Raw genomic sequence first — 13,860 nt, 5'->3', positions numbered from 1 at the left:
CTTTTTGTGCAGAGACATTCGACGCACCGGATGAACTGGGGGTTAAGCCGCAGGTTGTCTAAACGCGCAATTTGATTATATACCGCGCGACTTCCGTAATGTTCTGGCAGGCAATGACATGACCGCACTCAACAGCCTCGGCTTCGCGAAAGCCCCCAGGGACACCCGCGTCGTGGTGGCCATGTCCGGCGGTGTGGACAGCTCCGTCGTCGCGGCGGAGCTTGCAGCCGAGGGATATGACGTCGTCGGCGTCACCTTGCAGCTATACGATCACGGCGCGGCGCTGGCCAAGAAGGGCGCGTGCTGTGCGGGCCGCGACATTCATGATGCGCGCCGCGTGGCGGAGGTCATGGGATTTCCGCATTACGTCCTCGATTATGAGAACAAGTTTAAGGAAAGCGTGATCGACGAGTTCGCGGACGCCTATCTGGCCGGCGCCACTCCGATCCCGTGCATCCGCTGCAATGAGCGGGTGAAGTTCCGCGATCTGCTGGAAACCGCCAAGGATCTGGACGCCGATTGCATGGCCACCGGCCATTACATCCAGCGCAAGCAAGGCGACAAGGCCGAGCTGCACCGCGCCGCCGACCCCGATCGCGACCAAAGCTATTTTCTATTTTCGACGACCCAGGATCAACTGGATTATCTGCGCTTCCCCCTCGGCCATCTGAAATCGAAGGCCGAGACGCGGGCGTTGGCGGTCAAGCACGGGTTGAGCGTCGCGGACAAGCCGGACAGTCAGGACATCTGTTTCGTGCCCAACGGCTCCTACGCTGCGGTGATCGAAAAGCTGCGCCCCGGTTCCGTCGAGCCGGGTGAGATCGTGCATCTGGACGGGCGCGTTCTGGGAACGCATCGCGGTGTGATCCACTACACCATCGGACAGCGCCGTGGCCTCGGCATCGGGGGGGGTGAGCCGCTCTACGTTGTCAAGCTGGACGCCGATGCGCACAAGGTCGTGGTCGGCCCCAAGAAGGCGCTGGCCGTGCGCCGTGTCCCTCTGAAGGAAACGAACTGGATCGGTGAGGGCGCGATCTCGGATCTGCCCGAGGAAGGGATCGAGGTTCTGGTCAAGGTCCGCTCCACCCGCCCCCCGCGTGAGGCGGTCCTGCGCCCCCTGCCCGACGGGCGGGCTGAGGTTGAACTGGCGCTGGCCGAGGAAGGCATCGCACCGGGGCAGGCCTGCGTGTTCTACGCGACCGAAGGGTCCCGTGTATTGGGCGGCGGCTGGATCGCCACCACTTGAGCTTCGCTGTGCACGACGGGGCACATTCGGCGGACATGGAAAGCTCCAATTCAGTGGCCGCCGTTCGACGAACCCCCAACCGTCAGGGCATGGCCCCTTCGCAGCATGGAGGGGCCGAAGCGTAGCCTCGGCCACCCCACTCAATCCCCGCTCAGTTCGCGTTGCGGATCAGGCGTTGCGAGCTGCCGATTTGTTCACCTGCGGTGACGTTGGGCCCGTCGCAGCGCGGTGTTCCATCAGGATTCAGGCGGTTTGACAGATAGCCCTCAAGGCCATCGTCGATCAGCCAATGCTGACAGCCCAGTGGATCGACCCAGATGGTGGCGCGCATGTCCGACAGGCGGTGCGCATCCAGGCCGCGATCCACGTCGGGATCGTTGGCATCGAAACGGGTGGCGGTCGAACCGCCGACGCCGACGGAACCGCCCGACTGACATGCCGCGAGCGGAATCAGAACGGCGAGGAACAGGCCCTTGTACAGAATGCTCATATACTCATCCCCCTATTGCGTTGCCGCGCTGCTGCGCCCACAGATCGGGCGGCCGTCGGGCTGAAGCTTGGGGGTCATGTACCCTTCCGCGCCCGTGTCGAAGACCCAATGCTCACATCCGTCGGGATCGACCCAGGTTGCAGACCTGACAACGGCGAAGGCCTCACCCTCCGTCCGGCTGGCAGCGGAGGAAAAATCCCCCTGATTACAAGCCGTAAGGGTGATTGCAGTCATGCAAAGACCCAAACCCCTGAGGCCTGAACTGATAGAAATCGCCATGCGCGTCCCCATTCCAGTTTGCGTTACAATATCGTCCTATTACATCACACGTATCGTAGGCGTACCAGAAAGTACGCACTTTCGAATTATGTAATAAACAAAAGTGAATGAATTCTGACCAAACGCGCAATCCGCGCAAGCGAGGCAACCATGAGCTCGATCGAATCCGTCCTTGAAACCGCCGATAGCAACACCGATGCCGCGTTGGAGCGGCTGTTCGCGCTGCTGCGGATGCCCTCCATCTCGACCGATCCGGCCTATCACTCCGATTGCGTGGCGACCGCGGACTGGTTGGTGGCGGAACTGTCGAGCCTCGGCTTCGATGCCTCGCGCCGCGATACGCCGGGCAAGCCGATGGTGGTGGCGCATGGTGGGCCGCAGGACGGGCCGCACGTGCTGTTCTACGGCCATTACGACGTTCAGCCCGCCGATCCGCTGAACCTGTGGAAATCCGACCCCTTCGACCCCCAGATCGAGGAGCGCGACGGGGCCAAGGTGATCCGCGCCCGCGGTGCGGCGGACGACAAGGGGCAGTTGATGACCTTCGTCGAGGCCTGCCGCGCCTGGATCGAGACCTCGGGCGCCCTGCCCCTGCGCGTCACCATCCTGTTCGAGGGTGAGGAGGAGAGCCATTCCCCGTCGCTCGTCCCGTTCCTGAAGGAAAATGCGGAGGAGTTGACCGCGGATATCGCCCTGATCTGCGATACCGGCATGTGGGACACGCAAACGCCGTCGATCTGCACGATGCTGCGCGGCATGGTCGCGGAGGAGATCATCATCCGCGCCGCCGACCGCGATCTGCATTCTGGCGGTTACGGCGGACCTGCGGCAAACCCGATCCGGGTGCTCAGCCATATTCTCGCCAGTCTGCACGACGATCAGGGGCGCGTGACCCTCGACGGGTTCTATGACGGCGTGCACGAGGTTCCGGGCGAGCTTGCCCAACAATGGGAGAGCCTCGGCTTCGATGCGGAGGAATTCCTGGGCAAGGTCGGCCTGAGCGTACCCGCAGGCGAACAGGGCATTTCGGCGCTGCACCAGATCTGGGCGCGCCCGACCTGTGAGTTCAACGGAATCCTCGGCGGCTATACCGGCGACGGGTTCAAGACGGTTTTGCCGGCGGAGGCAAGGGCGAAGATCTCATGCCGGCTGGTCTGGGATCAGGATCCGCTGGCCATCCGCGAGGCGCTGCGCGCCCGGGTCCACCATTTGCTGCCCGCCGATTGCGAGGTCGAGTTCATCCCCCACGGCGCGGATCGTGCCAGCGTCATGGCCGTCGACAATCCCGCATTCGAGGCCGCACGTCAGGCGCTGGCCGACGAATGGCCCAAGGAGGCGGTCTATACCGGCGGCGGCGGCTCGATCCCCATCGCGGGGCATTTCAAGCAGGTGCTCGGCCTCGATTCGATGCTGATCGGGTTTGGACAGGATGACGACGCGATCCATTCGCCGAACGAGAAATACGATCTGAACAGCTTCACCGGCGGCACGCGGTCCTGGGTCCGGGTGATGGCGGCTCTGGCAAAGTAGGGTCGCTTGCAATCCAAGTTTTGCAAATCAGTCATCCCGTCCGACACCAAAAGCGGTCGGGCGGGATCGTTCAGGCCATCGGATCATTCTCCAGCGTCACCGCCTGACCATGCGGTGTTGCGTGGGCGGCCCGTTGCCAGGCCAGCGCAAGGGCGGCGATCTCCTCCGCCCCGGCGATGTCGCGGCGGCTGACCTCATCGGCCAGGGTTCGCGCCCAGTGCAGCCAGTAATCCGAGGCGTCTTCGACCCCCCCGACCCGCCGCGCGCCGAAGGCTTGCGACCAGTCCGTCCAGGGCAGATGGCCCGCCTCGTTCAGGGCCACGGTCAGGGCGAAAAGCTGTGCCTGCCAGGGTTCGCTAAAAGCGGGGGCGTTCAGGTCAGACAGCTTCAAGGTAGCTCTCCCACAAATCGGCACGGATGCTGACGCCCTCCCCCTGCCCCCAGACCTGCGCGCCGTCAAAGGCCACGGTATAGAGGTGCTGCGGCTGCTCGCCCTGGTGCACGGCGTTGCTGTCGGGAAAGACATGGGCGCCGCACTGGCTCTCGATCACGCCGACATGGTCGCGCAGATAACCCGGCACCCGGATATGCCCGGTCGGTTGCAGATTGCGCACCCGGACACGGGCGCCGATGCCGAGGCGGGGCGCGTCCTCGATTGTGCGGCGGGTGGGGGAGCCTTTGGACAGAACGCCCGCGACGCCCTGCGCGCGCAGGCACTTCTCGGGCCGCTTGCCGGGGGTCAGGGCGTGGCCGTCCACCAGTTCGCGCGCGGTCAGTTCACCGTATCGTTGCAACAACTCGATCAGAGCGGTCAGCCAGATGCGATAGTAGGGAAACCGCAGGTAGTCGGCGGGGGCGATACTCTCGCGCGCATGGCGGCTTTCGTCGATGGTCCAGTATCCCAGCGCGCCGCAACACAACACGATGCCCAGGGCGCGGGCCTCCCACTCCGCATGAAACAGCGGCTCGTCCGCCTCCGGCGCGATGGGGCCGAAGCCCATGCGCCCGCCCAGATCATGCGGCCCGTTCATGGCGCATCTGCCAGCGCGGTGCCGATCATCGCGTCACGGCTGACGAGGGCGGCAAGCCGTTCCGCGTCCCATCCTTCGGTTCCCGCAGGGCGTTCGGGGATCACCAGATAGCGCAGCTCCGCCGTGGAATCCCAGACGCGGATTTCCGTGTCCTCGGGCAGGATGGTGCCGAACTCCGCCAGCACGCTGCGCGGATCGCGAACCGAGCGGGAGCGGTAGGGCGGCGACTTGTACCAGACCGGCGGCAGGCCCAGAACGGTCCATGGATAGCACGAGCACAAGGTGCACACGACGAGGTTATGCACGCCTGCCCCGTTGAACAACGCGCGCATATGTTCCCCCTGCCGCCCGGTGAATCCCATCGAGGCGATGGCGGCCGTGGCATCTGTAGCCAGAAAATCCGCGAAGACCGGATCGGTCCAGGCCCGCGCTACGACCGAGGCCCCGTTGCGCGGCCCGACATCGTTCGAATAGGTCTCGATGATTGCATCGACGGCGGCGGGATCGACCAGACCCTTTTCCACCAGAACCGTTTCCAGCGCGCGGGTCAGGGCGGTCATCTCATCCAGATCATTATCGTGATGGTCGTGATCGTGGTCGTGGGGCATCGGGCGCTCGCTCCTCTTTTTGCCATCATGACGCCGGGGGCGGGCCGGGGGCAAGGGCCGACCCCCTCAATCGGCGGTCCAGCCCCCGTCGATCAGCAGGCTGGTGCCCGTGATCATCGCCGCCGCGTCGGATGCGAGGAAGGTTGCGGCGCCCATGATATCCTCGACCTCACCGACGCGCGGCAGCTTGATCATGCGGTCGATCCAGGCGCGCCGCTGCGGATCGGCAAAGGTCGGCTGCGTCAGCGGCGTGCGGATAAAGGTCGGGCAGATCGTGTTGACCCTGATGCCGTGCGGCCCCCATTCGATCGCCATCGCCTTGGTCATCCCCTCCACCGCGTGCTTGGTCGCCGCATAGACCGCCCGGTCGATGCCGCCGACATGCCCCATCTGACTGGAGATTTGCAGGATCACGCCGGGTTTTTCCGCCGCAATCAGCGGACGCGCGACCGCCTGTGCCAGAAAATATGCCGCCCTGATGTTCAGATCGGCCACGGCGTCGAAATCCTGTTCGGTGGTCTGCGTGGCGGGCATGTTGCGGGCCAGCCCGGCGGAGTTGAGCAGGATCTCGAACGGCGCGTCCCGGTCGCACAGGGTCTGAACCGCCGCGATGTCCGTCACGTCCAGCACCGCGGCCTGGGCCATCAGGCCGCGTTCGTGCAGGGCCGCGACGGCCTGTTGCAGGGGGCCTTAACGCCGGGCGGCCAGCGTGACCATCGCGCCGGCTTCGGCCAATGCCACGGCGCAGGCCAGACCGATGCCCGAGGACGCGCCGGTCACCAGCGCCTGCCTGCCATCCAGACAAAAGCTTGGGGTCGTGGGCAATTTCATTGCACGCCGTTCCACTGAAACGCACCGTCAGGCCCGAGGGGGGAGGCTGGATTCACAGCCACCTCCCACACATGCCCGTCAGGATCGGCGAAATGTCCGTGATAGCCGCCCCAAGCCGTGTCCTGAGGGGGCTTCACGATGCGCGCCCCGGCGCATTTCGCCCTTTCCATCAGCTGGGAAACCTCGACCCGTTCACGCAGGTTGTGACTGAGGATAATGCCGGAAAACTGCGTCTCATTCAGCGGGGCCGGGGCCAGTCCGATCTCCTCGGGCAAGCTGGACACCGGGAACAGGCCCAGCGTCTGACCGATCAGATCAAACGCCACGATGCCCGGCGGCGTTTCCACGGGTTGCCAGCCCAGCGCCTCGTAAAAGGCCTGCGCCCGCCCAAGATCCGCCACGGCCAACGTGATCAGCGATATGCGTTGCTCCATTCTCAACCTCCGCCCAGTTGTGATCCGTGTCAGGTGGACGCGGATTCCTTTTCCTGCTCCTCATGTTCCGCAAGGTCGATCGCGTATTCCTGCGCAACCTCGACCGCGACGGGCGAGGCCTGCGGAGCGACATAGGCGTAGGCCGAGGTATCCTCGACCGACGGTGCCGCACGACGGGTCATCCGGTAGAAGCCGTATCCGGCAATGATAGCGAAATTCACGCCCATGAACACAAAATAGAAATCGGCCCCCAACGCCGTCATCATCGTACCCACGATGAACGGGCCCAGAACCGCGCCGGCGCCATTGATGAACATCAAGCCGCCCGATGCGGCGGCCATGTCCTCGGGCTGTAGATAATCCGCGGTATAGGCGATCAGCAGGGAATAGAGCGGATTGCTCAACCCGCCCAGCGCCAGCGCCCCGATCAGCAGTATGACGTAGCTGTCCGCAAACAGGGCCGAGGGGATCATCGCAGCCGCCGCCGCAAGGCAGATGAAGGTGATCAGGCGGCGGCGGTCCATGCGGTCGCTCAGCCAGCCGATGGGGTATTGCGCCACCATTCCCCCGATATAGATCATCGCCACGAAGGTCGTGATGTCCGCGACGCTCAGCCCCTTTTCCGAGCCGTAGACCGCCGCCATGCCGAACATTCCCGCGAACACCGCCCCGATGAAGAACATGCCGATGCATCCCAGGGGTGAGGTTTCGTACAACCGGCGCAGGGTCATGGGCTTGGCCCCCTGAAACACCGGCGCGGGGGTCGCGCTCAACAGGATCGGGGCGAAGCTGACCGAAACCAGAACCGACATGACCACGAACAGAATATAGCTGCCCGCATCCGCGAAGTTCACGATCCCCTGCGCGGAGACGATGCCCACCATCTGCACGATCATGTAAAGCGAGAGGGTCTTGCCCCGCGTCTCGTTCGTCGAGGTGTCGTTCAGCCAGCTTTCGCAGACCACATACACGCCCGAGAAGCAGAACCCCACGACGAAGCGCATCGCGGCCCAGGCGATGGGATCGGGCACCGCGGCATACAGGATGAACCCGGCGGAGATCATCGAGGCCAGCGCCGCAAAGACCCGCACATGCCCCACGCGCTGGATCATGCCCGGCGCCATGCGCGATCCGAACATGAAGCCCGCGAAATAGGCGGACATGACCCACGCCATGACGGCGGCGTCGAATCCCTCCAACGCGCCGCGCAGACCCAGCAACGTCCCTTGCAGGCCATTGCCGATCATCAACAGCAGCAGACCCAGAAACAGTGCCCACGAGCTTGTAAAGACCTTGATCATGATGCGCCGCTCCTACTGCCAGCCTCCACGATAAATCGTGAACCGCCCGTACCAGTGATGCAGGCCCCTGTCTAAGCCCAAATCACCATCTGTCGTCGCGGCAGGGTGGCGGCGGTGTGGGCGACAGGGTAGGAGGCAGGGGGAATTGTCGCCCTTCGCAGGCTTCAGGGCAGCAGCAGCGAGCTGTCCCCGTAGGAGTAGAACCGGTATTTGTTGGCAATGGCGTGGGCGTAGACCTGCCGCATCCGCTCCACCCCCATCATGGCGGAGACCAGCATCATCAACGTCGAGCGGGGCAGATGGAAATTGGTCATCAGGCCGTCGGCGGTGCGGAAACGATAACCCGGCGTGATGAAGATGTCGGTGTCGCCGGTCCACGGCGCGATGGTGCCGTTGGCGCTGGCCGCCTCGATCAGGCGCAGGGCGGTGGTGCCGACGGGGATCACGCGGCGGCCTTCGGATTTCGCGCGGGCGATGGTTTCGGCGGCCTGGCTGCTGACCTCACCCCATTCGGCGTGCATCTTATGCTCCGATACATCGTCCACCGTGACCGGCAGGAAGGTTCCGGCCCCCACATGCAGGGTCACGCGGGCGTTCTCGATCCCCTTCGCATCCAGCCGCGCCAGCAGATCATCGTCGAAATGCAGCGAGGCCGTCGGGGCCGCCACCGCGCCCAGCGTTTTGGCGAACACGGTCTGGTAATCCTCGCGGTCGGCCTCATCCGCCGGGCGGCGGGCGGCGATATAGGGGGGCAAGGGCATTTGCCCGGCCAGTGCGATGCCCGCGTCCAGATCCGCGCCCGCGCGGTCGAACCGCAGGGTGACGCGCCCATCCGCGCCCTTCGCCACCAGTTCCGCCGCCAGACCGTCGAACTGCATGACGTCACCGACCGCCAGCTTGCGGCCCGGGCGGGCCAGTGCGGACCATGTGTCGGGGGACAGACGCTCCAGCAACGTGGCCTCGACCTTGGCCAGACCGGAGCCGTGCGTAGTCGCACGCGCGCGGGTGCCGAACAAGCGGGCCGGAATCACCTTGGTGTCGTTGAAGACCATCAGATCGCCGGGGCGCAGGATGTCAGGCAGATCGCGCACATGCCGATCCTCGGTCGCGGGGCCTTGCGTCAGCAGCAGGCGTGAGGCCGGGCGCGGGCGCAGGGGGCGCAGCGCGATCAACTCTTCGGGCAGGTCAAAATCGAAATCGCTCAGTTTCATGGCGTCCTCGCGTAGGTTGGGGCGACGGGTGCCAGCGCCGTGCGACGATGTAAAGGGGTGCGGGCCGCGCGGCCACCCTGTAAGAAGGCGCAAACACAGCGAGGAGCATTCCATGACCGTGCCCGCAAACAAGGCCGCAACTCTATCCGTCGGTGACACCGCCCCTGAATTCAGCCTGCCGGCCTCGGGCGGTCAGACCGTATCCCTGTCCGGCCTGAAGGGCGTGCCGGTGGTGCTGTTCTTCTACCCCAGGGACGACACGTCGGGCTGCACGAAGGAGGCGGTCGGCTTCACCACCGCTTTGCCGGAATTCGAGGCGTCGGGCGTCACGGTGCTGGGCTGCTCGAAGGATACCGTCGCCAAGCATGACAAGTTCGTGGCAAAGCACGACCTGCGCGTAACCCTGCTGTCCGACGCGGATGGCAGCACATGTGAGGATTACGGCGTCTGGGCGGAAAAGCAGATGTACGGCAAGACCCATATGGGCATCGTGCGCACAACTTTCCTGATCGACGCCGAGGGCCGCATCGCGCAGGTCTGGCGCAAGGTGAAGGTGCCCGGCCATGTCGATACGGTTCTGGACGCGGTCAAGCAGTTGGGCGCGTGATGGATATTCCCGCGACCCTGGCCGAATGTGCGGATGCGGTTCTGCGCATGCCCGATGCGCGCGGCAAAACGGCGTTTTCGCGCGCCTGCGCCGCCGAATGGCAGCGGCGCTGGGAGGGCGACCGGATGCCCGTCGGCAGCGCCTCACCTCCGATGCAGCCCGCCCGACCGGAGAGGCCGGAATTGCTCAGCCCGCGCGACGTGCCGCGCCGCCGCCCCGGCACGCCCGAGGGGCGCATCGCCATCCTGCACGCCATCGCCCATATCGAACTGAACGCGGTCGATCTGCATTGGGACATCATCGCACGGTTCACGCATGTGAAGATGCCGCCCGGCTTCTACGATGACTGGGTGCGCGCGGCGGACGAGGAATCGAAACACTTCAATCTGCTGGCCGACCGGCTGGAGGCGATGGGCAGCCATTACGGCGCCCTGCCCGCCCATGCCGGCATGTGGCGCGCGGCGGAGGATACGGCCGAGGATCTGGAGGCCCGGCTCGCCGTGGTTCCCATGGTGCTGGAGGCACGGGGCCTGGACGTGACCCCCGGCATGATCACCCTGTTCGAGAAAGCCAAGGACGCGGACACGGTCGCCGCGCTCAACACGATCTATGCCGAGGAAGTCGGGCATGTCGCCTACGGCTCGAAATGGTTTCACTACCTGTGCGGCCGACATGAACGCGATCCGCGCGATGCCTTTCATGATCTGGTGACACGCTATTTCCACGGGCCGCTGAAACCACCTTTCAACGATGAGAAGCGAGCGGAGGCGGGCCTGCCGCTCGATTTCTACTGGCCACTTGCGGAGTCCTGAGCATTTGAGGATTCGGGGATTTTTTTTGCAGCGTAAAGCCACATATGCGGATTGACTTTTCGAGAAATAAATTTCCCAAACAGGGAATCGGCAGGTTTCCGCCGAATTTCCCCTCAAATGCCGCTAATCTGCCCCTCTAAACGCGCGGAGCCCATGAGAGGTTCCAGTAAAAGTTGATGTGTGACCCGTCCTTGGGGTAATCACATGCCCACGATCCGGTGCGGGGGCGCTTCGGGATCGGTGCCAGCCGACCCGGTCGGACGCACACACCAAGGACAAGGGACTGGTATATGGGTTTGAACGGTATTCTGGGGCGGATCGTATCAGAGCGACGCGTCTACGTTGCCACCGGCGATCAGACGGCACATGCCCGCCTGACCCCGACACGCCAAATCGGACTGGGACTTCTGTGTACCGCTCTGGTCGGATGGACGGCGTTCGCGACAATTCTGGTCGCGACGGACGCGATGGCGCCGCGAACCGCCGATTCCGCGATCCTGGTGCAGGGCGTACAGCAAAACCGCATCGACAATCTGCTGGAGGAACGCGCGAACTATGCCGCGCAGGCCGAGGCCGCGCGCGTCCGCTACGAACGCGCGGCACAGATCATGTCCGCCCAGCAGGCGCAGATCGTGGGCCTGCAAACCGATATTGCCGAGGCGACCCGCGTCACGATGGAGCAGCGTGACACGCTGGACCGTCGCCAGATGGCGCTGGTCGCGCGTGAGGATGCGCTGAAGGTCGCATTGGGTCAGGTCGAAACCCTGGCCGAGGATCTGACGCTGCGCTCCGATCAGGCGGAGGATCTGGGTCGCACCGTGAACGTCCTGCTCGACGGGTTGAGCCGCACGGCACAGGATCGCAACGGCATGGCGGCGGAACTGGCGGGCTTCGCCTCGGAACGCGCCGCTCTGGAGGCACGCGCCACCCTGGCCGAACAGCGGCAGGAACGTGTGGTCGATCGTCTGGAACGTGCCGTCGAAGGGTCCATTGCCGAACTGGAACTGGTCTTCACCGCGGCGGGGGCGAACATTCAGGCCATGTTCCCGACGGGCGCGGGATATACCGGACAGGGTGGCCCCGATGTCCTGATCCACGACCACGACGCATATGGCGACCCCTCGCTGGACCGGGTGGGTCTGCTGCTCAACCGCATCGCCGACCTGAATGCACGGCGCAACGCGCTGGGGCAGATGCCCTTCGCCGGACCGGTTCACGCCGCCTATCGCCAGACCAGCAGCTTCGGCACCCGGCGCGATCCGATCAACGGCCGCACGCGCAACCATAACGGGCTGGATTTCGCCGCCCCGGTGGGCACGCCGCTCTACGCCACCGGCGCGGGTGAGGTCGTGACGGCGGGGCGCAGCGGTGCTTTCGGCAATCTGGTCAGAATCCGGCATGCGTTCGGCTACGAAACGCTTTATGCTCACATGAGCCGGATTCGCGTTGCGGTTGGTGATCGTGTCGAAGCTGGGGATCGGATCGGGGATATGGGCTCAACAGGCCGCTCCACGGGTTCCCACCTGCATTACGAAGTTCACCGCGACGGACGGCCCGTGGACCCGATGACTTATTTGAAGGCAGCCGAAGATGTTCTCTAAGAGCAAGATCAACGACCCCATTGATGCGCCCAAGGCGGACGACGTGAAGCCGACCGTCCCCACAGCGCCGAAAAGCTCTGCTCCCGCAGCGGCACCCAAGCCGAAGCCCTCCCCCTCGGTTCTGGCTTCGGATCTGACGATCAAGGGCAACCTGGAAACGACAGGCGACATCCAGATCGAAGGCACGGTCGAGGGCGACATCCGCGCGCACCTGCTGACCGTAGGTGAGGGCGCCACCGTGCGCGGTGAGGTCATCGCAGACGATCTGGTCGTGAACGGCCGCGTCGTGGGCCGGGTCCGTGGCCTGAAGGTCCGCCTGACATCCACCGCCCGGGTCGAAGGTGACATCATCCACAAGACCATCGCGATCGAGAGCGGCGCGCATTTCGAGGGGTCGGTTCAGCGCAACGACGATCCGCTGAGCACCGGCAACTCCGCCCCGCCGCAACTGCCCCCTATGATGGACGGCAACTGATCCACGCACATAGCGCGTATTCAAAAAGCCTCGGAGGGTGAACCTCCGGGGCTTTTTTCGTTCGCACGTGCAGGGCCGATTTAGATGCTCGGTCCGACTTCATACACGTGGCGATGCTGATGGAGCCGACGTTAGCTGGCGCGCTGCAACCTGATGCGGGTTCCGGTGCGTCACGCCAGTTGGGCGAACCGGCCTCGCTCGTTACACCGGCTATCAATCCTCGGCGTTCGCCTCGGCGCGGCTCTTGCCGGTGGCGCCTTGCGCCAGGGTGGCGGCCATGAAGGCGTCCAGGTTGCCGTCCAGCACGCCCTGGCTATCGGAGGTTTCGACCCCCGTGCGCAAATCCTTGACCATCTGATAGGGTTGCAGGACGTAGCTGCGGATCTGGTTGCCCCAGCCTGCATCGCCCTTCGCCTCATGCGCCTCGTTGATGGCGGCGTTCCGGCGGTCCAGCTCCATCTGGTACAGACGCGATTTCAGCGCCTTCATGGCGATGTCGCGGTTCTGGTGCTGGGATTTTTCGGAACTCGTCACCACGATATTGGTCGGTATGTGGGTGATGCGCACCGCGGAATCGGTGGTGTTGACATGCTGCCCGCCCGCGCCGGAGGATCGGTAGGTGTCGATGCGGATGTCGGAGGGGTTCACCTCGATCTCGATCGCGTCATCCACCACCGGATAGACCCAGACCGAGCTGAAGGAGGTGTGCCGCCGCGCAGCACTGTCATAGGGTGAGATGCGGACCAGACGGTGCACGCCGCTTTCCCCCTTGAGCCAGCCATAGGCATTGGGGCCGCTGATCTTGTAGGAGGCGGATTTGATGCCCGCTTCCTCCCCCGCGCTTTCGGATTGCAGCTCGACCTTGTAGCCGCGCTTCTCCGCCCAGCGGACATACATACGCGCCAGCATGGACGCCCAATCGCAGCTTTCCGTGCCGCCCGCGCCGGAGTTGATCTCGATAAAGGTATCGTTGCCGTCCGCCTCACCGTCGAGCAGCGCCTCCAGCTCCTTTTCGGCGGCGATGTCGCGGAGTTTGCGGATGGCGGTCTCGGCCTCGGTCACGACGTCTGCGTCGCCCTCGGCCTCACCCATTTCGATCAGTTCGAGGTTGTCGGCAAGCTCCTGCGCCAGCCCGTCACGGGTGTCGATGGAATCGGAGAGCAACTGACGCTCTCGCATCAGCTTCTGCGCCTTGGCCGGGTCGTTCCACAAATCGGGATCCTCGGACATGGCGTTGAGTTCTTCGAGCCGGTAGGCTGCCGCTTCCCCCAGACGCTGGCTGAGCAAGGCGACGCTCTTCTCGATTTCGGAGGCGAGGGTTGCGATTTCGGCGCGCATGGGTCCGGTCCTGTCAATCAGAGCATCGGCGAAGGGCCAATGCGGCATTCGTGGTGGCGGATAGAT

15 protein-coding genes and 1 pseudogene are annotated in these 13,860 nt (G+C 64.5%); 6 read left to right on the top strand and 10 right to left on the bottom strand.

Annotation, left to right across the window (positions count from 1 at the left end):
* Positions 1 to 118: 118 nt before the first annotated feature.
* Complete coding sequence (gene mnmA / locus H1S03_RS03875) at positions 119 to 1,246, top strand: tRNA 2-thiouridine(34) synthase MnmA (protein ID WP_185803241.1); 1,128 nt, start codon at positions 119 to 121, stop codon at positions 1,244 to 1,246.
* A gap of 151 nt (positions 1,247 to 1,397) precedes the next feature.
* Here the strand turns inward: mnmA and H1S03_RS03870 are convergent, their stop codons facing one another.
* Positions 1,398 to 1,736, bottom strand: a complete 339-nt coding sequence (locus H1S03_RS03870; RefSeq protein ID WP_166187198.1) for a hypothetical protein — start codon at positions 1,734 to 1,736, stop codon at positions 1,398 to 1,400.
* A gap of 12 nt (positions 1,737 to 1,748) precedes the next feature.
* On the bottom strand, positions 1,749 to 1,970 hold the full coding sequence (locus H1S03_RS17710; protein ID WP_347339203.1) for a hypothetical protein: 222 nt from the start codon (positions 1,968 to 1,970) through the stop codon (positions 1,749 to 1,751).
* Positions 1,971 to 2,165: 195 nt separating this feature from the next.
* Here H1S03_RS17710 and H1S03_RS03860 point away from each other — a divergent pair, with 195 nt between their 5' ends.
* Positions 2,166 to 3,545, top strand: a complete 1,380-nt coding sequence (locus H1S03_RS03860; RefSeq protein WP_185803240.1) for a M20/M25/M40 family metallo-hydrolase — start codon at positions 2,166 to 2,168, stop codon at positions 3,543 to 3,545.
* Positions 3,546 to 3,615: 70 nt separating this feature from the next.
* Here H1S03_RS03860 and H1S03_RS03855 read toward each other — a convergent pair whose 3' ends face one another.
* The 7 genes and pseudogenes from H1S03_RS03855 to queA form a co-directional block, all read right to left on the bottom strand.
* Positions 3,616 to 3,936: a nitrile hydratase accessory protein gene (locus tag H1S03_RS03855; protein WP_185803239.1), complete on the bottom strand. Its 321-nt coding sequence runs from the start codon at positions 3,934 to 3,936 to the stop codon at positions 3,616 to 3,618.
* Complete coding sequence (nthB, locus tag H1S03_RS03850) at positions 3,923 to 4,576, bottom strand: nitrile hydratase subunit beta (protein WP_185803238.1); 654 nt, start codon at positions 4,574 to 4,576, stop codon at positions 3,923 to 3,925. The genes H1S03_RS03855 and nthB overlap by 14 nt, the downstream gene beginning before the upstream one ends.
* Positions 4,573 to 5,184 carry a nitrile hydratase subunit alpha gene (gene nthA / locus H1S03_RS03845; RefSeq protein ID WP_185803237.1) on the bottom strand — a complete coding sequence of 204 codons (612 nt, stop codon included), beginning with the start codon at positions 5,182 to 5,184 and terminating at the stop codon, positions 4,573 to 4,575. Before nthA ends, nthB begins: the two co-directional genes overlap by 4 nt.
* A gap of 66 nt (positions 5,185 to 5,250) precedes the next feature.
* Positions 5,251 to 6,015, bottom strand: a pseudogene (locus H1S03_RS03840) (SDR family NAD(P)-dependent oxidoreductase).
* Entirely contained in the window at positions 6,012 to 6,449 is a 438-nt protein-coding gene (locus tag H1S03_RS03835) for a VOC family protein (protein ID WP_185803236.1), read from the bottom strand. Before H1S03_RS03835 ends, H1S03_RS03840 begins: the two are co-directional and overlap by 4 nt.
* A 29-nt stretch (positions 6,450 to 6,478) precedes the next feature.
* Positions 6,479 to 7,750 (bottom strand): MFS transporter, encoded by a 1,272-nt coding sequence (locus tag H1S03_RS03830; protein ID WP_166192112.1) that lies wholly within the window; start codon positions 7,748 to 7,750, stop codon positions 6,479 to 6,481.
* A gap of 164 nt (positions 7,751 to 7,914) precedes the next feature.
* The gene (queA, locus tag H1S03_RS03825; RefSeq protein WP_185803235.1) at positions 7,915 to 8,961 is read right to left on the bottom strand and encodes a tRNA preQ1(34) S-adenosylmethionine ribosyltransferase-isomerase QueA; all 1,047 of its coding nucleotides are present in this window, start codon (positions 8,959 to 8,961) and stop codon (positions 7,915 to 7,917) included.
* 112 nt (positions 8,962 to 9,073) lie between these two features.
* Here queA and bcp point away from each other — a divergent pair, with 112 nt between their 5' ends.
* The 4 genes from bcp (at position 9,074) to H1S03_RS03805 (ending at position 12,456) form a co-directional block, all read left to right on the top strand.
* Positions 9,074 to 9,568 (top strand): thioredoxin-dependent thiol peroxidase, encoded by a 495-nt coding sequence (gene bcp, locus H1S03_RS03820; protein ID WP_185803234.1) that lies wholly within the window; start codon positions 9,074 to 9,076, stop codon positions 9,566 to 9,568.
* Entirely contained in the window at positions 9,568 to 10,380 is an 813-nt protein-coding gene (locus tag H1S03_RS03815; RefSeq protein ID WP_185803233.1) for a ferritin-like domain-containing protein, read from the top strand. Before bcp ends, H1S03_RS03815 begins: the two co-directional genes overlap by 1 nt.
* A gap of 290 nt (positions 10,381 to 10,670) precedes the next feature.
* Entirely contained in the window at positions 10,671 to 11,981 is a 1,311-nt protein-coding gene (locus H1S03_RS03810) for a DUF5930 domain-containing protein (protein ID WP_185803232.1), read from the top strand.
* Positions 11,971 to 12,456 carry a bactofilin family protein gene (locus H1S03_RS03805; protein WP_166192127.1) on the top strand — a complete coding sequence of 162 codons (486 nt, stop codon included), beginning with the start codon at positions 11,971 to 11,973 and terminating at the stop codon, positions 12,454 to 12,456. Before H1S03_RS03810 ends, H1S03_RS03805 begins: the two co-directional genes overlap by 11 nt.
* A gap of 213 nt (positions 12,457 to 12,669) precedes the next feature.
* Here H1S03_RS03805 and prfB read toward each other — a convergent pair whose 3' ends face one another.
* The gene (gene prfB / locus H1S03_RS03800; RefSeq protein WP_185803231.1) at positions 12,670 to 13,794 is read right to left on the bottom strand and encodes a peptide chain release factor 2; all 1,125 of its coding nucleotides are present in this window, start codon (positions 13,792 to 13,794) and stop codon (positions 12,670 to 12,672) included.
* Positions 13,795 to 13,860: the final 66 nt, after the last annotated feature.

The organism is Pontivivens nitratireducens, assembly GCF_014235845.1.
Lineage (GTDB): Bacteria > Pseudomonadota > Alphaproteobacteria > Rhodobacterales > Rhodobacteraceae > Pontivivens > Pontivivens nitratireducens.
This window is presented reverse-complemented; position numbering and strand designations above follow the sequence as displayed.

Coding starts and splice junctions, on each gene's coding strand:
- H1S03_RS03805 (WP_166192127.1), top strand. CDS start 11,971: ATGTTCTCTAAGAGCAAGATCAACGACCCCATTGATGCGCCCAAGGCG.
- H1S03_RS03860 (WP_185803240.1), top strand. CDS start 2,166: ATGAGCTCGATCGAATCCGTCCTTGAAACCGCCGATAGCAACACCGAT.
- bcp (WP_185803234.1), top strand. CDS start 9,074: ATGACCGTGCCCGCAAACAAGGCCGCAACTCTATCCGTCGGTGACACC.
- H1S03_RS03810 (WP_185803232.1), top strand. CDS start 10,671: ATGGGTTTGAACGGTATTCTGGGGCGGATCGTATCAGAGCGACGCGTC.
- nthA (WP_185803237.1), bottom strand. CDS start 5,184: ATGCCCCACGACCACGATCACGACCATCACGATAATGATCTGGATGAG.
- H1S03_RS03870 (WP_166187198.1), bottom strand. CDS start 1,736: ATGAGCATTCTGTACAAGGGCCTGTTCCTCGCCGTTCTGATTCCGCTC.
- H1S03_RS03835 (WP_185803236.1), bottom strand. CDS start 6,449: ATGGAGCAACGCATATCGCTGATCACGTTGGCCGTGGCGGATCTTGGG.
- H1S03_RS03830 (WP_166192112.1), bottom strand. CDS start 7,750: ATGATCAAGGTCTTTACAAGCTCGTGGGCACTGTTTCTGGGTCTGCTG.
- mnmA (WP_185803241.1), top strand. CDS start 119: ATGACCGCACTCAACAGCCTCGGCTTCGCGAAAGCCCCCAGGGACACC.
- queA (WP_185803235.1), bottom strand. CDS start 8,961: ATGAAACTGAGCGATTTCGATTTTGACCTGCCCGAAGAGTTGATCGCG.
- nthB (WP_185803238.1), bottom strand. CDS start 4,576: ATGAACGGGCCGCATGATCTGGGCGGGCGCATGGGCTTCGGCCCCATC.
- H1S03_RS03815 (WP_185803233.1), top strand. CDS start 9,568: ATGGATATTCCCGCGACCCTGGCCGAATGTGCGGATGCGGTTCTGCGC.
- prfB (WP_185803231.1), bottom strand. CDS start 13,794: ATGCGCGCCGAAATCGCAACCCTCGCCTCCGAAATCGAGAAGAGCGTC.
- H1S03_RS17710 (WP_347339203.1), bottom strand. CDS start 1,970: ATGACTGCAATCACCCTTACGGCTTGTAATCAGGGGGATTTTTCCTCC.